19 protein-coding genes and 1 pseudogene are annotated in these 19,152 nt (G+C 50.9%); 13 read left to right on the plus strand and 7 right to left on the minus strand.

What is annotated here, in order from left to right:
* Positions 1-221: 221 nt before the first annotated feature.
* The 6 genes from argT (at position 222) to rpnB (ending at position 5,364) form a co-directional block, all read left to right on the plus strand.
* Positions 222-1,004: a lysine/arginine/ornithine ABC transporter substrate-binding protein ArgT gene (gene argT / locus C1P89_RS02350; RefSeq protein WP_000748256.1), complete on the plus strand. Its 783-nt coding sequence runs from the start codon at positions 222-224 to the stop codon at positions 1,002-1,004.
* Positions 1,005-1,224: 220 nt separating this feature from the next.
* Complete coding sequence (gene hisJ / locus C1P89_RS02355; protein WP_000737621.1) at positions 1,225-2,007, plus strand: histidine ABC transporter substrate-binding protein HisJ; 783 nt, start codon at positions 1,225-1,227, stop codon at positions 2,005-2,007.
* Between the two features lie 89 nt (positions 2,008-2,096).
* A complete protein-coding gene (hisQ, locus tag C1P89_RS02360) occupies positions 2,097-2,783 on the plus strand; it encodes a histidine ABC transporter permease HisQ (RefSeq protein ID WP_000965518.1) in 687 nt (228 codons plus the stop codon).
* Positions 2,780-3,496, plus strand: a complete 717-nt coding sequence (locus tag C1P89_RS02365; protein ID WP_000569958.1) for an ABC transporter permease — start codon at positions 2,780-2,782, stop codon at positions 3,494-3,496. The genes hisQ and C1P89_RS02365 overlap by 4 nt, the downstream gene beginning before the upstream one ends.
* 7 nt (positions 3,497-3,503) lie before the next feature.
* Positions 3,504-4,277 carry a histidine ABC transporter ATP-binding protein HisP gene (gene hisP / locus C1P89_RS02370; RefSeq protein ID WP_001293612.1) on the plus strand — a complete coding sequence of 258 codons (774 nt, stop codon included), beginning with the start codon at positions 3,504-3,506 and terminating at the stop codon, positions 4,275-4,277.
* A 196-nt stretch (positions 4,278-4,473) separates the two neighbouring features.
* Positions 4,474-5,364 carry a recombination-promoting nuclease RpnB gene (gene rpnB, locus C1P89_RS02375; RefSeq protein ID WP_000156156.1) on the plus strand — a complete coding sequence of 297 codons (891 nt, stop codon included), beginning with the start codon at positions 4,474-4,476 and terminating at the stop codon, positions 5,362-5,364.
* Between the two features lie 47 nt (positions 5,365-5,411).
* On the opposite strand, the gene C1P89_RS02380 is transcribed toward rpnB, so the two are convergent.
* Genes C1P89_RS02380 through yfcG form a run of 3 tightly spaced genes read right to left on the minus strand, consistent with a single transcriptional unit; the run spans position 5,412 to position 7,392 of the window.
* The gene (locus C1P89_RS02380; RefSeq protein WP_001028336.1) at positions 5,412-6,305 is read right to left on the minus strand and encodes a TIGR01777 family oxidoreductase; all 894 of its coding nucleotides are present in this window, start codon (positions 6,303-6,305) and stop codon (positions 5,412-5,414) included.
* A gap of 20 nt (positions 6,306-6,325) precedes the next feature.
* Positions 6,326-6,688: a dihydroneopterin triphosphate 2'-epimerase gene (gene folX / locus C1P89_RS02385; protein ID WP_000068457.1), complete on the minus strand. Its 363-nt coding sequence runs from the start codon at positions 6,686-6,688 to the stop codon at positions 6,326-6,328.
* Positions 6,689-6,744: 56 nt separating this feature from the next.
* Positions 6,745-7,392, minus strand: a complete 648-nt coding sequence (yfcG, locus tag C1P89_RS02390; protein WP_000566471.1) for a GSH-dependent disulfide bond oxidoreductase — start codon at positions 7,390-7,392, stop codon at positions 6,745-6,747.
* A gap of 135 nt (positions 7,393-7,527) precedes the next feature.
* Between yfcG and yfcF the strand changes: the two genes are divergently transcribed.
* Genes yfcF through yfcD form a run of 3 tightly spaced genes read left to right on the plus strand, consistent with a single transcriptional unit; the run spans position 7,528 to position 9,379 of the window.
* On the plus strand, positions 7,528-8,172 hold the full coding sequence (gene yfcF, locus C1P89_RS02395) for a glutathione transferase (protein ID WP_000042427.1): 645 nt from the start codon (positions 7,528-7,530) through the stop codon (positions 8,170-8,172).
* Between the two features lie 55 nt (positions 8,173-8,227).
* A complete protein-coding gene (yfcE, locus tag C1P89_RS02400) occupies positions 8,228-8,779 on the plus strand; it encodes a phosphodiesterase (RefSeq protein WP_000772452.1) in 552 nt (183 codons plus the stop codon).
* Positions 8,780-8,836: 57 nt separating this feature from the next.
* A complete protein-coding gene (yfcD, locus tag C1P89_RS02405) occupies positions 8,837-9,379 on the plus strand; it encodes an NUDIX hydrolase YfcD (protein WP_000437935.1) in 543 nt (180 codons plus the stop codon).
* 32 nt (positions 9,380-9,411) lie between these two features.
* Here yfcD and yfcC read toward each other — a convergent pair whose 3' ends face one another.
* The 3 genes from yfcC to ackA form a co-directional block, all read right to left on the minus strand.
* On the minus strand, positions 9,412-10,932 hold the full coding sequence (gene yfcC / locus C1P89_RS02410) for a putative basic amino acid antiporter YfcC (protein WP_001274501.1): 1,521 nt from the start codon (positions 10,930-10,932) through the stop codon (positions 9,412-9,414).
* A gap of 189 nt (positions 10,933-11,121) precedes the next feature.
* Positions 11,122-13,266, minus strand: coding sequence for a phosphate acetyltransferase (gene pta, locus C1P89_RS02415; protein ID WP_000086722.1), 2,145 nt, complete (start codon positions 13,264-13,266; stop codon positions 11,122-11,124).
* A 74-nt stretch (positions 13,267-13,340) separates the two neighbouring features.
* The gene (gene ackA / locus C1P89_RS02420) at positions 13,341-14,543 is read right to left on the minus strand and encodes an acetate kinase (RefSeq protein ID WP_000095707.1); all 1,203 of its coding nucleotides are present in this window, start codon (positions 14,541-14,543) and stop codon (positions 13,341-13,343) included.
* A 337-nt stretch (positions 14,544-14,880) separates the two neighbouring features.
* On the opposite strand from ackA, the gene yfbV reads away from it, so the two are divergent.
* The 4 genes and pseudogenes from yfbV to C1P89_RS02440 all read left to right on the plus strand — a co-directional run bounded on the left by yfbV (position 14,881) and on the right by C1P89_RS02440 (position 18,491).
* Positions 14,881-15,336, plus strand: coding sequence for a terminus macrodomain insulation protein YfbV (gene yfbV, locus C1P89_RS02425; RefSeq protein ID WP_000106627.1), 456 nt, complete (start codon positions 14,881-14,883; stop codon positions 15,334-15,336).
* A gap of 82 nt (positions 15,337-15,418) precedes the next feature.
* Positions 15,419-15,913 (plus strand): YfbU family protein, encoded by a 495-nt coding sequence (locus tag C1P89_RS02430; RefSeq protein WP_000426124.1) that lies wholly within the window; start codon positions 15,419-15,421, stop codon positions 15,911-15,913.
* 10 nt (positions 15,914-15,923) lie between these two features.
* Positions 15,924-16,572, plus strand: a pseudogene (gene hxpA / locus C1P89_RS02435) (hexitol phosphatase HxpA).
* 86 nt (positions 16,573-16,658) lie between these two features.
* Positions 16,659-18,491, plus strand: coding sequence for an SLC13 family permease (locus C1P89_RS02440; RefSeq protein WP_001012899.1), 1,833 nt, complete (start codon positions 16,659-16,661; stop codon positions 18,489-18,491).
* Between the two features lie 58 nt (positions 18,492-18,549).
* Here C1P89_RS02440 and yfbR read toward each other — a convergent pair whose 3' ends face one another.
* Positions 18,550-19,149 carry a 5'-deoxynucleotidase gene (gene yfbR, locus C1P89_RS02445; RefSeq protein WP_000813860.1) on the minus strand — a complete coding sequence of 200 codons (600 nt, stop codon included), beginning with the start codon at positions 19,147-19,149 and terminating at the stop codon, positions 18,550-18,552.
* Between the last annotated feature and the right edge of the window lie 3 nt (positions 19,150-19,152).

The raw sequence follows: 19,152 nt of genomic DNA on the forward strand, positions 1-19,152 counted from the left end.
AATCCTCGACATTTTGTTTCTGCCATTCAATCGAAACGCTGCGATTCAACCGCTATACCTGCTATCTTCAACTTCAGGACAATAATGCAACGTCTTATTAACATATTTAACGTTGAATGTTACTGTTGTCGTCAAGATGGCATAAGACCTGCATGAAAGAGCCTGCAAACACACAACACAATACACAACATAAAAAAGCCATTTTCACTTGAGGGTTATGTATGAAGAAGTCGATTCTCGCTCTGTCTTTGTTAGTCGGTCTCTCCGCAGCGGCTTCCAGCTATGCGGCGCTACCGGAGACGGTACGTATCGGAACCGATACCACCTATGCGCCGTTCTCGTCGAAAGATGCTAAAGGTGATTTTGTTGGCTTTGATATCGATCTCGGTAACGAGATGTGCAAACGGATGCAGGTGAAATGTACCTGGGTTGCCAGTGACTTTGACGCGCTGATCCCCTCACTGAAAGCGAAAAAAATCGACGCCATTATTTCGTCGCTTTCCATTACCGATAAACGTCAGCAGGAGATTGCCTTCTCCGACAAGCTGTACGCCGCAGATTCTCGTTTGATTGCTGCCAAAGGTTCACCGATTCAGCCAACGCTGGATTCACTGAAAGGTAAACATGTTGGTGTGCTGCAGGGATCAACCCAGGAAGCTTACGCTAACGAGACCTGGCGTAGCAAAGGCGTGGATGTGGTGGCCTATGCCAACCAGGATTTGGTCTATTCCGATCTGGCTGCAGGACGTCTGGATGCTGCGTTACAAGATGAAGTTGCTGCCAGCGAAGGATTCCTCAAGCAACCTGCTGGTAAAGCTTTCGCCTTTGCTGGCTCATCAGTAAAAGACAAAAAATACTTCGGTGATGGCACCGGTGTAGGGCTACGTAAAGATGATGCTGAACTGACGGCTGCCTTCAATAAGGCGCTTGGCGAGCTGCGTCAGGACGGCACCTACGACAAGATGGCGAAAAAGTATTTCGACTTTAATGTCTACGGTGACTGATACGTCGCTGGGAAGCTGTACCTGATGGAATGATCATCATGGTGCACGCCAGGTTTGTTGCACTATCGTGGTGCATTGAAATGCATACTTAAGCATTTTTAATGAAAAATAATACGTCTAACGGGGCGGAATATTTTGCCTTGATGGTCAATTTTATGGCACGATAAGTGTAACAAACCTGTAAATATTCCCTATAAAAAGACTGTCAGTTGAGGACATTATGAAAAAACTGGTGCTATCGCTCTCTCTGGTTCTGGCCTTCTCCAGCGCAACTGCGGCATTTGCTGCGATTCCGCAAAACATCCGCATCGGTACCGACCCGACCTATGCGCCATTTGAATCAAAAAATTCACAAGGCGAACTGGTTGGCTTCGATATCGATCTGGCAAAGGAATTATGCAAACGCATCAATACGCAATGTACGTTTGTCGAAAATCCGCTGGATGCGTTAATCCCGTCCTTAAAAGCGAAGAAGATTGACGCCATCATGTCATCGCTTTCCATTACGGAAAAACGTCAGCAAGAAATAGCCTTCACCGACAAACTGTACGCTGCCGATTCTCGTTTGGTGGTGGCGAAAAATTCTGACATTCAGCCGACAGTCGAGTCGCTGAAAGGCAAACGGGTAGGCGTATTGCAGGGCACCACCCAGGAGACGTTCGGTAATGAACATTGGGCACCAAAAGGCATTGAAATCGTCTCGTATCAGGGGCAGGACAACATTTATTCTGACCTGACTGCCGGACGTATTGATGCCGCGTTCCAGGATGAGGTCGCTGCCAGCGAAGGTTTCCTCAAACAACCTGTCGGTAAAGATTACAAATTCGGTGGCCCGTCTGTTAAAGATGAAAAACTGTTTGGCGTAGGGACCGGCATGGGCCTGCGTAAAGAAGATAACGAACTGCGCGAAGCACTGAACAAAGCCTTTGCCGAAATGCGCGCTGACGGTACTTACGAGAAATTAGCGAAAAAGTACTTCGATTTTGATGTTTATGGTGGCTAATCGCCATCGGTGAAAGAAAGCCCGCTCCCTTCGGGTAACCGGAGGGAGACAAGAGGCGGTAATTCACCACACACGACAGGACAGGCAGCATGTTGTATGGGTTTTCAGGTGTTATTTTACAGGGTGCGCTCGTCACGCTGGAGCTGGCTATCAGCTCTGTAGTGCTCGCTGTAATCATCGGTTTAATTGGCGCTGGCGGTAAGCTCTCGCAAAATCGGCTTTCGGGGCTGATTTTCGAAGGGTACACCACGCTGATTCGTGGCGTGCCGGACTTAGTGTTGATGCTGCTGATTTTCTACGGTTTGCAGATTGCGCTAAACACGGTGACGGAGGCGATGGGCGTCGGGCAGATTGATATCGATCCGATGGTCGCTGGTATTATCACTCTCGGTTTTATCTACGGTGCTTATTTTACCGAAACGTTCCGTGGTGCTTTTATGGCAGTGCCGAAAGGACATATAGAGGCGGCGACGGCGTTCGGTTTTACTCGTGGGCAAGTGTTTCGGCGGATCATGTTTCCGGCGATGATGCGTTACGCCCTGCCAGGCATTGGCAACAACTGGCAGGTGATCCTCAAATCTACCGCACTGGTTTCGTTACTCGGCCTGGAAGATGTGGTCAAAGCCACCCAACTGGCAGGCAAAAGTACCTGGGAACCGTTCTATTTCGCCATCGTCTGTGGCGTGATTTACCTGGTTTTCACCACTGTTTCCAATGGTGTGCTGCTGTTCCTTGAGCGCCGCTACTCCGTGGGTGTGAAGAGGGCTGACCTGTGATCGAAATCTTACATGAATACTGGAAACCGCTGCTGTGGACCGACGGTTATCGCTTTACTGGTGTGGCGATCACTCTGTGGCTGCTTATTTTGTCGGTAGTGATAGGCGGAGTCCTGGCGCTGTTTCTGGCGATTGGTCGTGTCTCCAGTAATAAATACATCCAGTTTCCAATCTGGTTATTTACCTATATTTTTCGCGGTACGCCGCTGTATGTTCAGTTGCTGGTGTTCTATTCCGGCATGTACACGCTTGAGATTGTTAAGGGAACCGAATTCCTTAACGCTTTCTTCCGCAGTGGCCTGAACTGTACCGTGCTGGCGCTGACGCTTAACACCTGCGCTTACACTACCGAGATTTTTGCTGGGGCAATCCGTTCGGTTCCGCATGGGGAAATTGAAGCCGCCAGAGCCTATGGCTTCTCGACTTTTAAAATGTATCGTTGCATTATTTTGCCTTCTGCGCTGCGTATTGCGTTACCGGCATACAGCAACGAAGTGATCCTGATGCTGCACTCTACTGCGCTGGCGTTTACGGCCACTGTGCCGGATCTGCTGAAAATAGCCCGCGATATTAACGCCGCCACGTATCAACCTTTTACCGCCTTCGGCATTGCCGCGGTGCTCTATTTAATCATCTCTTATGTCCTGATCAGCCTCTTTCGCAGAGCGGAAAAACGCTGGTTGCAGCATGTGAAACCTTCTTCAACGCACTGAGAATACGATGTCCGAGAATAAATTAAACGTTATCGATTTGCACAAACGCTACGGCGAACATGAAGTGCTGAAAGGGGTCTCACTGCAAGCGAATGCCGGAGATGTAATAAGCATCATCGGATCGTCGGGATCGGGGAAAAGTACCTTTCTGCGCTGCATTAACTTCCTCGAAAAACCGAGTGAAGGGTCGATCGTGGTCAATGGCCAGACGATCAATCTGGTGCGCGACAAAGACGGTCAACTCAAAGTCGCCGATAAAAATCAACTGCGCTTACTGCGCACACGCCTGACGATGGTATTCCAGCACTTCAATCTCTGGAGCCATATGACGGTGCTGGAAAACGTCATGGAAGCGCCGATTCAGGTGTTGGGCCTGAGCAAGCAGGAAGCGCGCGAGCGGGCGGTGAAGTATCTGGCGAAAGTCGGGATAGACGAACGTGCGCAGGGGAAATATCCGGTGCATCTTTCCGGCGGTCAGCAACAGCGTGTTTCTATCGCGCGGGCGCTGGCGATGGAACCGGAAGTTTTACTGTTTGATGAACCTACCTCGGCGCTCGATCCTGAACTGGTAGGCGAAGTGTTACGTATTATGCAGCAACTGGCAGAAGAGGGGAAAACCATGGTGGTAGTGACTCACGAAATGGGCTTTGCTCGCCATGTTTCTACTCACGTCATTTTCCTCCATCAGGGGAAAATAGAAGAAGAGGGCGCGCCGGAGCAGTTATTTGGCAACCCGCAAAGCCCTCGTCTGCAACAGTTCCTTAAGGGATCGCTGAAATAATTTCCTCTCCGGTGGCTAACGCTGCCGGAGTATTTTCATGGGGAATTTGCGAGTCAGCTTCCGCTGAAATGTAAAAGTTGCAGTCCGCTAAAAATACTTCTGAATTCGCTGTCCAAAGATAAAAACTGCCTGCTGCATTGGGTGTTAATCGTGGTTATTGTCGCGTCATCTTAAATTTGAGGGGTGACGGAACGCCATGACAATATCGACAACTTCCACGCCGCATGATGCGGTATTTAAATCTTTTTTACGCCATCCAGACACCGCGCGGGATTTTATTGATATTCATCTTCCCGCGCCGCTGCGCAAACTGTGTGATTTAACGACGCTTAAACTAGAATCAAACAGTTTTATTGATGAAGACCTGCGGCAATATTATTCCGACCTCTTGTGGTCTGTGAAAACGCAGGAGGGAGTGGGTTATATTTATGTAGTGATAGAGCACCAAAGTAAGCTGGAAGAATTAATGGCTTTTCGCATGATGCGTTATTCCATTGCGGCAATGCAAAACCATCTTGATGCGGGCTATAAAGAGCTTCCATTGGTGATCCCGATGCTGTTTTATCATGGTTGCAGAAGTCCTTATCCTTATTCACTCTGCTGGCTTGATGAATTTGCCGAGCCTGCTATAGCCCGCAAAATATATTCATCAGCGTTTCCGTTGGTGGATATTACCGTGGTGCCGGATGACGAGATTATGCAACACCGCAAAATGGCGCTGTTGGAGTTAATTCAGAAACATATTCGTCAGCGCGATCTGTTGGGATTAGTCGACCAAATTGTTTCGCTGCTAGTTACAGGGAACACTAATGACAGACAGCTAAAAGCCCTGTTTAATTACGTATTACAAACAGGGGATGCCCAGCGTTTCCGTGCATTTATTGGTGAGATAACAGAACGCGCACCACAAGAAAAGGAGAAACTGATGACCATTGCTGACAGATTACGTGAAGAAGGCGCAATGCAGGGCAAACACGAAGAAGCCCTGCGTATTGCTCAGGAGATGCTGGATAGAGGTTTAGACAGAGAGTTAGTTATGATGGTGACCCGACTTTCACCAGACGATCTTATCGCGCAAAGCCACTAATCCTGTAACACCGGGAGTTAACTGGCGGATGTTTGCTGTAAACCACATCAGCGAACGACATCCGCCAGCGCCTCTTCTAAATCGTACCAGCGAAACGCAAAACCCGCTTCTTCCAGCCGTTTAGGCAGCGCGCGTTGTCCACCTAATACCAGTATTGAAGATTCGCCCATTAACAGCCGAATGGCGGTTGCGGGGACGCGCAAAATGGCCGGGCGATGCAGCGCTTGACCGAGCGCATGGGCAAATTGTTCATTGCGTACCGGGTAGGGCGAAACCATATTAAATGGCCCGCGCAGGTCGTTATCCAGCAGCCAGAGAATGCCGTTGACCATATCATCAATATGAATCCAGGCCAGATACTGCCGACCGGAACCAATCGGCCCGCCCAGGCCAAGACGAAACGGTGGCAGCATTTTACCGAGAATACCGCCGTCCGGTGCCAGTACCACGCCGGTTCGCAGCAGGCACACTCGCGTTTTGTCACTTTGCGCCCGGCAGGCAATCTCTTCCCAGCGGGCGCAGAGTTTATGAGTAAATTCGTTATGCGGCGGTTCCTCTTCGGTAACCACCACTTCACCTAAGTCGCCATAATAGCCCGTTGCCGAGCCGGAAATGAGTACCGACGGCGGCGTGTCGCTGGCATTAATCAAATCGACCAGTTTTTGCGTGATATTCCAGCGGCTTTGGCAGAGACGCTCTTTTTGCTCGTGAGTCCAGCGTTTATCAGCAATCGGTTCTCCGGCCAGGTTGATTACCGCATCAACGCCGTTGAGGTTGCTTTGATCGGCTAGCCCTTGCCATAGCGTCACCCGAGGGCCGAGAACGGAACTGGCTTTCTGTGGGTTACGCGTCACTACCGTGATTTGATGGCCCAGCTCCAGCAAACGCGGAATCAAATGGCGACCAATTAATCCCGTCCCTCCGGTGATCACTATGTTCATGCAGCCTCCCGATATGGCGGTTAACGCTGCCAGCTTAAGGTCATGGATACCGAATCGGCGTAGCGCAGCGCGTGCAGTTTATCGATCTCCACTTCAGCATACGTCACCCAGTGATGTTCACGTGCGATATCGAGCACATCCTGAGTTAATTTTTCCAACAAAGAGAAACGGTTATTCTCTACATGCTGAATAATGTTTTTCGTTACGGTGCGATAATTCAGCGCATCGTTGATATCTTCGCTAGTGCGCGCTTTATCGGCGGGGTAGTGGATCGTCACATTGATAACAATATCCTGACGGTTGTTAATTTCTTCTTCCTTAATTCCGATAAACGTACGTAAACGAAGGTTCTTTATACGAATAATAGCGGCAGGTTGTGCCATTGCAGGTTCTCCGTTGTTTTACTTAGGATGAAATAATACACGAGAACCTGTTTCTGTTAACTATCCGAACGCTCATCACCGAGTTGTGCTTTTAGCAGTGCCTGCCCGGTGGCAGGGCGCGAACGGATCCGCTCATGCCAGTTCTTGACTGCCGGATACATTGCGAGGTCAATTCGCTGGCGAGTCCAGGCATTAACCCACGGCCAGCAGGCAATATCCGCAATGCTGTAGTTCTCGCCTCCCAGCCAGGGCGAGTTTTCCAGCCGCTTGTTTAGTACATGGTAAAGACGCTGAGTTTCAACCTGATAACGTTCAATAGCGTAAGGAATGGTTTGGGGGGCTGCGTGATTAAAATGATGATTTTGCCCAAGCATCGGCCCCAGTCCGCCTACCTGCCAGAATAACCACTGTAATGTGGCGGCGCGCTCACGCGTTTCATGACTCAAAAAGAGTCCTGTTTTCTCAGCCAGATACAACAAAATGGCACCAGACTCAAAGAGGCTTAGCGGTTCGCCGCCATCGGCAGGAGAATGATCAACAATTGCCGGAATTTTGTTGTTGGGCGAAATGCGCAAAAATTCCGGACGAAACTGACCGCCTTTCCCCAGGTCTACCTTAATCAAGCGATAATCAAGCTCTGCTTCTTCGAGAAACAGCGTAATTTTGTGACCATTGGGTGTCGGGGCGAAATAGAGATCGATCATTGCAGCTCCGGTTGTTTAATCATCTGAACACCACAAGTATAGAAAGCGCGGCGACTTACGTGAGTATTCGTCACGTGACAGTGACAAAAAGGCTCTATAGTTTGATAGCCAGCCCCCTTTATTGCCGAGGACATAATGAGTAAACCCGCTATCACGCTTTGGTCAGATGCCCACTTTTTCTCCCCTTATGTGTTATCCGCCTGGGTGGCGTTGCAGGAAAAAGGCCTGTCGTTTCATATCAAGACCATCGACCTCGACAGCGGTGAACATTTGAAGCCGACGTGGCAAGGTTACGGTCAGACACGCCGTGTGCCGTTATTACAAATCGATGATTTTGAGTTGAGTGAATCTTCTGCCATTGCGGAGTATCTGGAAGATCGATTTGCGCCACCGACCTGGGAACGTATTTATCCGCTTGATTTAGAAAATCGTGCGCGTGCACGACGGATTCAGGCCTGGCTGCGCAGCGATCTGATGCCCATCCGCGAAGAGCGTCCGACGGATGTTGTCTTTGCGGGGGCGAAAAAAGCGCCACTAACGGCCGAGGGAAAAGCCAGTGCAGAGAAACTGTTCGCGATGGCAGAACATTTGTTAGCACTGGGTCAGCCGAATTTATTTGGTGAATGGTGCATTGCTGATACTGATCTGGCGCTAATGATTAACCGCCTGGTACTACATGGCGATGAGGTGCCAGAACGCCTGGTGGATTATGCGACATTCCAGTGGCAGCGAGCGTCTGTCCAGCGTTTTATTGCACTTTCGGCGAAGCAATCTGGCTGATAGCAACGACAGAATCCAGTATCATAGCTTACGTTTTTTCGACGAGGAGTGAGTGATGAAACTGATGTTTGCATCGGACATTCATGGGTCGTTACCGGCGACGGAACGTGTTCTGGAGTTGTTTGCCCAAAGCGGTGCCCAGTGGCTGGTGATCCTTGGCGACGTGTTGAATCACGGCCCGCGTAATGCTTTACCGGAGGGTTACGCGCCAGCCAAAGTCGCTGAACGGCTTAATGAAGTGGCACATAAGGTTATCGCTGTGCGCGGCAACTGCGACAGCGAAGTGGATCAAATGCTGCTGCATTTCCCGATAACCGCGCCGTGGCAACAGGTATTACTGGAAAAACAACGTCTGTTTTTGACGCATGGTCATCTTTTTGGCCCGGAAAATCTACCTGCTTTAAACCAGAACGATGTGCTGGTGTACGGTCATACCCATCTGCCAGTGGCAGAACAGCGGGGGGAGATTTTCCACTTCAACCCCGGCTCGGTGAGTATTCCGAAAGGCGGTAATCCGGCGAGTTATGGCATGCTGGATAATGACGTACTTAGTGTAATCGCACTCAATGATCAAAGTATCATTGCGCAGGTCGCGATTAATCCGTAATTTACCCACAATTCAAAATGCGCCGTAAGAGCGCCAGAAAAAGAAGGTTTCCTGATAATGGAACAGCGTCGTTTGGCAAGTACTGAATGGGTGGATATTGTCAATGAAGAGAACGAAGTCATTGCACAAGCCAGCCGGGAACAAATGCGGGCACAGTGTCTGCGTCATCGTGCAACTTACATCGTCGTGCATGATGGCATGGGCAAAATTCTGGTCCAGCGTCGTACCGAGACAAAAGACTTTTTACCCGGCATGTTAGATGCGACCGCAGGCGGTGTGGTTCAGGCCGATGAGCAACTGCTGGAATCCGCGCGTCGCGAAGCGGAAGAAGAGTTGGGCATTGCCGGTGTCCCCTTTGCCGAGCACGGGCAGTTCTATTTCGAAGATAAAAATTGCCGTGTCTGGGGCGCGTTGTTCAGCTGCGTCTCTCACGGTCCCTTCGCCCTACAGGAAGATGAAGTCAGTGAAGTTTGCTGGCTGACGCCGGAAGAAATCACCGCACGCTGCGATGAGTTCACTCCAGACTCGCTGAAAGCGCTGGCGTTGTGGATGAAGCGCAATGCCAAAAATGAAGCCGTAGAGACTGAAACGGCAGAATGAAAAAAGAGCCGCAATTGCGGCTCTTAACATTTTTAGTGGTAGCCCATCAACTGAGCGCCGATCACTACGACGCTGGACATAATAAACAGCAGTCCAAGTAGGGTCGCGCCCACCTTCAGCCAGTTACGGAAGTCCACCCTGCACACACCGAGAGTTGCCATTAACGAAGCTGAGGTTGGGTAAATGATGTGACTGAAGCCATCACCAAACTGGAATGCCAGCACGGTAACCTGACGGTTAACACCGACCAGATCGCCAAGCGGTGCCAGTAACGGCATGGTTAACGCCGCCTGACCAGAACCGGACGTCACGAAGAAATTAAATACCGCCTGGAAGAGCAACATAAACCAGGCCGCGACCGCGTTGTCCAGACCGCTAATGGCATTGGCAATGCTGTTGAGGATGGTATTTAACACGCTGGCATCACCCGCTTCACCATTACCGACCAGCAGCAAAATCCCTTTGGCGAAACCCACCAGCAGGGCAGGGGCGATCATCATTCGCGCCCCTTCGGTAAAGGATGAAGCCATGGTATTAACCGTCATGCCGTTAAGGCGGAAAACAACGCCGATGATGCCAATCACCAGACCCATGGTGAAGAACTGGCTGGCAATTTCTGGAATAAACCAGGCATTAACGATCACGCCCCAAATCACCCAGACCATTACGGCGGTCAGGACAATCAATACCAGCCAGTCACCAAAGGTAAACGGACGTTGTTCAACATCCGCCTGCTTTTCACGAAAGAAGCGGTCGGACTCATGCACGCGTGACAGAAGAGGATTCTTTTTCACTCGTGAGGCGTACACCATGGTAAAGATCAGGCCAATCATAGTGGCGATAACCCACACCACGATGCGCAACCCGGAGCCAGAAAGCACCGGAACGCCGGCAATCCCCTGAGCAACGACCACACAAAACGGGTTCATCCACGAACTGGCAAAACCGATTTGCGTGGCAATATAGGTCACCAGGACGGTGGTAATACTGTCATAGCCCAGCCGGACCATTAGCGGTGCGATGATAATGGCAAAGGCGACGGCCTCTTCTCCCATACCAAATACCGCGCCGCCAAGTGAAAACAGAATAAACAGCGCAGGAATAAAGAGAATTTCATTCCCGCGGGTATGGCGAATAAGCGCCAGGATACCGTTATCAATGGTTCCTGTACGCATCACAATGCCAAACGCGCCGCCAATCACCAGCATAAACATGATGATGCCAACAGCTGTCCCGTATTTCGATCCTGAGGTTAATCCTTCAAACGGGAAGTTCATCAGGCCCGGGCGTTCATCGCCCGTCGTGAACAGCTGTACGCGGTGATACTCAGGTTCGCCTGCTTCGTTAGTCAGAATGCGAAATGAGTGTGGATCTACGACTTTGCGTGTTTTTGTTTGACCATCAACCTGATACTGCACTTCCTGACTGTCAAACATCCCCACCGGAACTACCCAGGTGGCAAGGCTGGTTAAAATAGCAACAAAAAAGATAATCACCAACGTATCGGGCATTGCCCATCTTCTTGTTGGTTTGGATTCAGTGATTGCGGACATAGCGCAAATATTCCCTTGCACAAAACAAAGTGGTAAGTATGTAAAGTGAAATGGCGCAATTCATTGATGCAGCGCAGTTAAGCAAGATAATCAGAAAGGATTAATGCAGATTAAGAGAATAAAAAACCGGAAATAGTGATTATTTCCGGTTCAGATATCCGCAGCGCAAAGCTGCGGATGATGACGAGGTTACTGCTGCTGTGCAGACTGAATCGCAGTCAGCGCGATGGTGTAGACGATATCGTCAACCAGTGCGCCACGGGACAGGTCGTTAACCGGCTTGCGCATACCCTGCAGCATCGGCCCGATGGAGATCAGGTCGGCAGAACGCTGTACCGCTTTGTAGGTGGTGTTACCGGTGTTCAGATCCGGGAAGATAAACACGGTAGCGCGACCTGCAACCGGAGAGTTCGGCGCTTTGGATTTCGCAACGTCAGCCATTACCGCAGCGTCGTACTGCAGCGGACCGTCGATCATCAGGTCAGGACGTTTTTCCTGCGCCAGACGAGTTGCTTCGCGAACTTTTTCTACGTCGCTACCTGCACCAGAAGTACCGGTGGAGTAGGAGAGCATAGCAACGCGCGGTTCGATACCGAAGGCCGCAGCGGAATCAGCGGACTGAATCGCGATTTCTGCCAGCTGTTCAGCGGTCGGATCCGGGTTGATCGCACAGTCACCGTAAACGTAAACCTGTTCCGGCAGCAGCATGAAGAACACGGAAGATACCAGGGAGCTGCCCGGTGCAGTTTTGATCAGCTGCAGCGGCGGACGGATGGTGTTTGCGGTAGTGTGAACAGCACCGGAAACCAGACCATCAACTTCATCCTGTTCCAGCATCAGCGTACCGAGCACCACGTTGTCTTCCAGCTGTTCGCGGGCAACGGTTTCGGTCATGCCTTTGTTCTTACGCAGTTCGACCAGACGACCAACATAGCTTTCGCGAACCACTTCTGGATCAACGATTTCAATCCCTGCACCCAGTTCTACACCCTGAGACGCTGCAACACGGTTGATCTCTGCCGGATTACCCAGCAGTACGCAAGTTGCGATACCACGTTCAGCACAGATAGCGGCTGCTTTAACGGTACGCGGTTCGTCACCTTCCGGCAGTACGATACGTTTGCCCGCTTTGCGCGCAAGTTCAGTCAGCTGATAACGGAACGCAGGCGGAGACAGACGACGGCTGCGCTCAGAAGTGGCAGTCAGAGATTCGATCCAGTCAGCGTTGATGTAGTTAGCAACGTATTCCTGAACTTTCTCGATACGTTCGTGATCGTCAACCGGAACTTCCAGGTTGAAGCTCTGCAGGCTCAGAGAGGTCTGCCAGGTGTTGGTGTTCACCATAAATACCGGCAGGCCGGTAGCGAAAGCACGTTCGCACAGTTTAGAAATGCGCGCGTCCATTTCGTAGCCGCCAGTCAGCAGCAGGGCACCGATTTCTACGCCGTTCATGGCTGCCAGGCAAGCGGCCACCAGCACGTCAGGACGGTCTGCGGAAGTCACCAGCAGAGAACCGGCACGGAAGTGCTCCAGCATGTGCGGAATGCTGCGTGCGCAGAAAGTGACGGATTTAACGCGGCGAGTATTGATGTCGCCTTCGTTGATGATGGTCGCATTCAGGTGGCGAGCCATATCGATCGCACGAGTCGCGATCAGGTCAAAGCTCCACGGCACAGCGCCGAGAACCGGCAGAGGGCTGGATTCTTGCAGCTTCGCCGGATCAACATTGTTTACTTTAGCTTTGGAAGAGTCGTCGAAAATCTCGGACAGATCCGGGCGAGTACGACCCTGTTCATCAACCGGTGCGTTCAGTTTGTTAACGATAACGCCGGTGATGTTGGTGTTTTTGGCACCGCCGAAGCTGTTGCGGGTCAGTTCGATACGCTCTTTCAGCTGTTCCGGGGTGTCAGTGCCCTGAGACATAACGAAGACGATTTCCGCATTCAGCGTTTTAGCGATTTCGTAGTTCAGAGACTGGGCAAACTGGTGCTTACGTGTCGGGACCAGACCTTCAACCAGAACGACTTCAGCGTCTTTGGTGTTAGCGTGGTAGTTTGCGACGATCTCTTCCATCAGCACATCTTTCTGATTGCTGGAAAGCAGACCTTCAACGTAGCTCATTTTCAGCGGTTCAGCGGCCGTCGTGGTGGAAGAGTTCGCACGCACGATAGTCGTAGTCTGATCGGGCGCATCGCCACCGGTACGCGGCTGAGCGATAGGTTTGAAAACGCTCAGACGAACGCCTTTGCGTTCCATTGCACGGATCACGCCAAGGCTGACGCTGGTCAGACCGACGCTGGTTCCGGTAGGGATCAGCATAATAATACGGGACACGGTTTATCCTCTTTCGTTACCGCCGATTTGGCGGGTTACAAAACAGCACCGCCAGCTGAGCTGGCGGTGTGAAATCAGGCAGTCAGGCGGCTCGCGTCTTGCGCGATAACCAGTTCTTCGTTGGTTGGGATAACCACCGCAGGACGGGTACCTTCTTTGTTGATGAAACCAGATTTGCCGAAACGTGCAGCCAGGTTGCGTTCATGATCAACTTCAAAGCCCAGCACGCCCAGTTTGCCCAGAGACAGTTCACGAACCATCGCGGCATTTTCACCGATACCACCAGTGAATACAACAGCGTCCAGACGACCATCCATCAGCGCAGTGTAGGCACCGATGTATTTCGCCAGGCGGTGGCAGTAAACGTCCATTGCGCGCTTCGCGTCTTCTTTCGTCGCGTAGTTGTCTTCAACATAGCGGCAGTCGCTGGTCACTTCGGTCAGACCCAGCAGGCCAGACTCTTTGGTCAGCAGTTTGTTGATTGCGTCAACGCTCATGCCCAGGGTGTCGTGCAGGTGGAAGATGATCGCCGGATCGATATCACCAGAACGGGTACCCATGACCAGACCTTCCAGCGGGGTCAGGCCCATAGAGGTGTCAACGCATTTACCGTTGCGGATAGCAGAAACGGAACCACCGTTGCCCAGGTGGCAGGTGATGATGTTCAGTTCTTCTACCGGTTTGTTCAGCATTTTTGCCGCTTCCTGGGTTACATAGAAGTGGCTGGTGCCGTGCGCGCCGTAACGACGGATGCCGTGCTCTTTGTACAGGTTGTAAGGCAGGGCGTAGAGGTAAGACTCTTCCGGCATAGTCTGGTGGAACGCGGTGTCAAATACAGCAACGTTTTTGTCTTTCAGCTGTGGGAAAGATTTCAGAGCTTCTTCGATACCGATCAGGTGAGCCGGGTTGTGCAGCGGTGCAAAAGAAGCTGCATCTTTGATACCCTGAATAACAGACTCATCGATCACTACGGAGCTGGTATACTTTTCGCCGCCGTGTACGATACGGTGACCGATAGCAGTCAGCTGCGCAGACAGTTCTGGTTTTTGTGCCAGAATAGTATTAACGATAAAGTTGAGCGCTTCGCTGTGAGCGGCGCCTGCACCTAAAGCCGCTTCCTGTTTATTGCCGTCCATTTTCCATTTGATACGTGCTTCAGGCAGGTGGAAACATTCGGCTAAACCAGAAAGGTACTCTTCACCATTTACTGCATCGATGATGGCAAATTTCAGTGAAGAACTACCGCAGTTCAGAACCAGTACTAACTTACTCGACATGGAAGTACCTATAATTGATACGTGGCTAAAAAAACGTCAGGGAGCCATAGAGCGTAGCGCATGATGACACCGACATTTATGATTAACATCATGCACTGCAAATTTTTTTTGCATGATGGAAGAAATATCTTGAGTCTATGCCATTTTGCGTAATTTTCAGCCAATGGCATAATGTATATGAATTTGACGACTCAATGAATATGTACTACTTAGGCCTTCAGGCTGCTAAAGGATACCTGATAGTGGGTATGGAAGACAAAATGTTTTGAACGTTGTCCCGCTGAGTTGTGAATTTGCACAAATTTTTGAATCTTTATATGTGAAGTTGAGGTGAAGCATGTCAACGCCGGATAATCGTTCTGTTAATTTTTTTAGCTTGTTTCGCCGCGGACAGCATTACTCAAAGACGTGGCCACTGGAAAAACGCCTTGCCCCGGTCTTTGTCGAAAATCGCGTTATCAAGATGACGCGTTATGCGATCCGTTTTATGCCGCCGATCGCCGTATTTACTCTCTGCTGGCAGATTGCCCTGGGCGGTCAGCTTGGGCCGGCAGTTGCCACTGCACTGTTCGCCTTAAGTTTACCCATGCAGGGATTGTGGTGGCTGGGCAAGCGTTCTGTAACGCCATTACCCCCTGCAATCCTTAACTGGTTTTATGAAGTTCGCGGTAAATTGCAGGAGTCTGGACAGGTGTTGGCACCCGTTGAAGGCAAGCCTGATTACCAGGCATTAGCTGACACGCTTAAGCGCGCCTTCAAACAACTGGATAAAACTTTCCTTGATGATTTGTAATTGACCCCTGATTACGCATATAAAAGAAGGCATACTCAGCCTTCTTTTTTTTCACCGTAGTAGAGTGATACAGGAGTCAACAATGGAAATGACCAACGCGCAACGTCTTATTTTGTCTAATCAGTACAAGATGATGACTATGCTCGATCCGGCAAATGCTGAACGTTACCGTCGCCTGCAAACAATTATTGAGCGAGGTTACGGATTACAGATGCGTGAATTGGATCGCGAGTTTGGCGAGCTGAAAGAAGAAACCTGCCGCACTATCATCGACATTATGGAGATGTATCATGCGTTGCATGTTTCCTGGTCTAATTTGCAGGACCAGCAATCCATCGATGAACGTCGTGTCACCTTCCTCGGCTTTGACGCCGCCACTGAAGCACGTTACCTCGGTTATGTCCGCTTTATGGTTAATGTGGAAGGGCGCTATACCCATTTTGACGCCGGAACTCACGGTTTTAACGCCCAGACGCCAATGTGGGAAAAATATCAGCGCATGCTTAATGTGTGGCATGCCTGCCCGCGTCAGTACCATTTGAGCGCCAACGAAATTAATCAAATTATCAATGCCTGAGGAGGCCCGCGTGCGGTGCAAAGGTTTTCTGTTTGATCTTGATGGAACGCTGGTGGATTCCCTGCCTGCGGTAGAACGGGCGTGGAGCAACTGGGCCAGACGTCATGGGTTAGCGCCGGAAGAGGTGCTGGCTTTCATTCACGGTAAACAGGCGATCACCTCTCTGCGCCATTTTATGGCGGGCAAATCCGAGGCTGATATTGCCGCCGAGTTTACGCGTCTGGAGCACATCGAGGCCACGGAAACCGAAGGTATTACCCGCTTCCGGGGGCAATCGCCTTACTCAGTCATTTGAATAAAGCAGGTATTCCGTGGGCCATTGTGACTTCTGGCTCCATGCCGGTAGCGCGAGCGCGCCATAAAATAGCTGGGCTTCCCGCACCAGAGGTGTTTGTAACCGCTGAGCGAGTGAAGCGCGGAAAACCAGAACCTGATGCGTATCTGTTAGGCGCGCAGCTGCTGGGGCTTGCGCCGCAGGAGTGTGTGGTGGTGGAAGATGCTCCGCTGGCGTGCTTTCTGGCCTGGCGGCGGGTTGTCATGTCATTGCGGTTAACGCTCCGGCAGATACCCCGCGCCTGAATGAGGTCGATTTGGTCCTCCACAGTCTGGAGCAAATTACTGTGACCAAACAGCCAAATGGCGATGTTATTATTCAGTGAAACACCTGATCATGATTTAGCCCCGTCTCGTCGGGGCTTTTTTATGGCAGAATCAAGACATCTCCCTCAATTAACAAGGATAAGTTGTGAACGGTGAATTGATTTGGGTTCTTTCATTACTGGCCGTTGCCATTGTCTTGTTTGCGACGGGCAGAGTGCGTATGGATGCGGTCGCTTTGTTTGTTATTGTCGCGTTTGCATTAAGCGGAACGCTGACAGTCCCCGAAGTATTTTCCGGCTTTTCTGATCCTAACGTTGTCCTGATTGCCGCCTTGTTTATTATTGGCGATGGTTTGGTCCGTACCGGTGTTGCCACCGTAATGGGAACATGGCTGGTCAAAGTTGCGGGCAACAGTGAAATCAAAATGTTGGTTTTGTTGATGCTGACCGTCGCGGGGCTTGGCGCGTTTATGAGTTCAACCGGCGTTGTCGCTATCTTTATTCCCGTGGTGTTAAGCGTTGCCATGCGTATGCAAACTTCGCCGTCACGTCTGATGATGCCGTTGAGTTTTGCCGGGCTGATAAGCGGCATGATGACGCTGGTGGCGACGCCGCCGAACCTGGTAGTCAACAGTGAATTGCTGCGTGAAGGCTATCACGGCTTCAGTTTCTTTAGCGTAACACCTATTGGCCTGGTCGTGCTGGTGCTGGGTATTTTGTATATGTTAGTGATGCGTTTCATGCTGAAAGGGGATACCCAGACCCCGCAGCGCGAAGGCTGGACGCGTCGAACCTTTCGCGATCTTATCCGTGAATATCGACTGACCGGGCGTGCGCGACGTCTGGCTATTCGCCCCGGATCGCCAATGATTGGTCAACGGCTGGATGATCTCAAATTACGTGAGCGTTATGGCGCTAACGTCATCGGTGTTGAACGCTGGCGGCGTTTTCGTCGCGTTATCGTGAACGTTAATGGGGTTTCTGAATTTCGCGCGCGTGACGTTTTGCTTATTGATATGTCTGCGGCTGATGTCGATCTCCGGCAATTTTGTAGTGAGCAATTGCTGGAGCCGATGGTACTGCGCGGCGAGTATTTTTCTGACCAGGCCCTTGATGTGGGCATGGCAGAGATTTCATTAATTCCTGAGTCAGAACTGATTGGTAAATCGGTGCGCGAAATTGGTTTTCGTACCCGCTACGGACTGAATGTGGTGGGGCTAAAGCGCAATGGCGTGGCGCTGGAAGGTTCGCTGGCGGATGAGCCTCTGCTGCTGGGCGATATCATCCTGGTTGTGGGTAACTGGAAACTGATCGGTATGCTGGCCAAACAGGGCCGCGACTTCGTAGCGCTGAACTTACCGGAAGAGGTGAGTGAAGCATCGCCCGCGCACAGCCAGGCACCCCATGCCATTTTCTGTCTGGTGCTAATGGTGGCGTTAATGCTGACAGATGAAATTCCTAATCCTGTTGCCGCTATCATCGCCTGCCTGCTGATGGGGAAATTCCGCTGTATAGATGCTGAAAGCGCCTATAAATCCATTCACTGGCCGAGCATTATTTTGATCGTTGGGATGATGCCGTTTGCTGTGGCATTACAGAAAACGGGAGGTGTCGCGCTGGCGGTGAAAGGGCTGATGGACATTGGCGGTGGTTACGGGCCACATATGATGCTGGGGTGTTTGTTTGTCTTGTCGGCGGTTATTGGGCTATTTATCTCTAATACCGCGACGGCGGTGTTGATGGCTCCGATTGCGCTGGCTGCTGCCAAAACGATGGGGGTGTCGCCTTATCCATTCGCGATGGTCGTGGCGATGGCAGCATCCGCCGCCTTTATGACACCGGTTTCTTCACCTGTTAACACACTGGTTTTAGGTCCGGGAAATTACAGCTTCAGTGACTTTGTGAAGTTGGGGGTACCGTTCACCATTATCGTGATGGCGGTTTGTGTGGTGATGATCCCGATGCTGTTTCCGTTTTGACAAGAGCCTGATGTCGCATCCGGCGCTTATTGCCTGATGCGACGCAGACTCCGGCTGCTTACAGCGGTGAATCCTGGCTAATCTCATCGAGCGAAAGATGGAAGCTGGGAACAAATACTTCCATGAAGTAGTCCATCTCCTGGCTGCGACGCGCTTCAAGCGTCGCTTCCAGTCGCGTTTTTGCCAGCAAGAATTCATTATTTCCGGCCGCGAGTTCTTCCAGACATTTCAGATATGCACACAGTGCATCTGCCTGTTTCACCAGCGATTTTTCTTCATCGCTATATGCATGCTCGTCAATTAACGGCGCAAAGATATCCCGCAGCTCTTCCGGAACCATATCGACCAGTTTTTGCTGAGCGATTTTTTCAATAGCCTTGTACTCCTGAGCGATTTGCGAATTGAAGTATTTCACCGGAGTAGGGAGATCGCCGGTGAGCACTTCTGAGGCATCGTGGTACATCGCCAGTAAAGCGATACGTTCGGCGTTGACATTACCGCCAAATTTTCGATTTTTGATAGCTGCCAGCGCATGGGCGACCATCGCTACCTGCAAACTGTGTTCGGACACATTTTCCGTCCGCACGTTGCGCATTAGCGGCCAGCGGTTAATGAGTTTCAGGCGGGAGAGATGGGCAAAAAAATGGCTCTGTTTCATAGT

Origin of the sequence: Shigella sonnei (assembly GCF_002950395.1) — a bacterium.
Lineage (GTDB): Bacteria > Pseudomonadota > Gammaproteobacteria > Enterobacterales > Enterobacteriaceae > ECMA0423.

Coding starts and splice junctions, on each gene's coding strand:
- argT (WP_000748256.1), top strand. CDS start 222: ATGAAGAAGTCGATTCTCGCTCTGTCTTTGTTAGTCGGTCTCTCCGCA.
- C1P89_RS02430 (WP_000426124.1), top strand. CDS start 15,419: ATGGAAATGACCAACGCGCAACGTCTTATTTTGTCTAATCAGTACAAG.
- yfcF (WP_000042427.1), top strand. CDS start 7,528: ATGAGTAAACCCGCTATCACGCTTTGGTCAGATGCCCACTTTTTCTCC.
- hisJ (WP_000737621.1), top strand. CDS start 1,225: ATGAAAAAACTGGTGCTATCGCTCTCTCTGGTTCTGGCCTTCTCCAGC.
- hisP (WP_001293612.1), top strand. CDS start 3,504: ATGTCCGAGAATAAATTAAACGTTATCGATTTGCACAAACGCTACGGC.
- yfcC (WP_001274501.1), bottom strand. CDS start 10,932: ATGTCCGCAATCACTGAATCCAAACCAACAAGAAGATGGGCAATGCCC.
- C1P89_RS02380 (WP_001028336.1), bottom strand. CDS start 6,305: ATGAACATAGTGATCACCGGAGGGACGGGATTAATTGGTCGCCATTTG.
- yfbR (WP_000813860.1), bottom strand. CDS start 19,149: ATGAAACAGAGCCATTTTTTTGCCCATCTCTCCCGCCTGAAACTCATT.
- yfcG (WP_000566471.1), bottom strand. CDS start 7,392: ATGATCGATCTCTATTTCGCCCCGACACCCAATGGTCACAAAATTACG.
- folX (WP_000068457.1), bottom strand. CDS start 6,688: ATGGCACAACCTGCCGCTATTATTCGTATAAAGAACCTTCGTTTACGT.
- yfcD (WP_000437935.1), top strand. CDS start 8,837: ATGGAACAGCGTCGTTTGGCAAGTACTGAATGGGTGGATATTGTCAAT.
- rpnB (WP_000156156.1), top strand. CDS start 4,474: ATGACAATATCGACAACTTCCACGCCGCATGATGCGGTATTTAAATCT.
- yfcE (WP_000772452.1), top strand. CDS start 8,228: ATGAAACTGATGTTTGCATCGGACATTCATGGGTCGTTACCGGCGACG.
- hisQ (WP_000965518.1), top strand. CDS start 2,097: ATGTTGTATGGGTTTTCAGGTGTTATTTTACAGGGTGCGCTCGTCACG.
- ackA (WP_000095707.1), bottom strand. CDS start 14,543: ATGTCGAGTAAGTTAGTACTGGTTCTGAACTGCGGTAGTTCTTCACTG.
- yfbV (WP_000106627.1), top strand. CDS start 14,881: ATGTCAACGCCGGATAATCGTTCTGTTAATTTTTTTAGCTTGTTTCGC.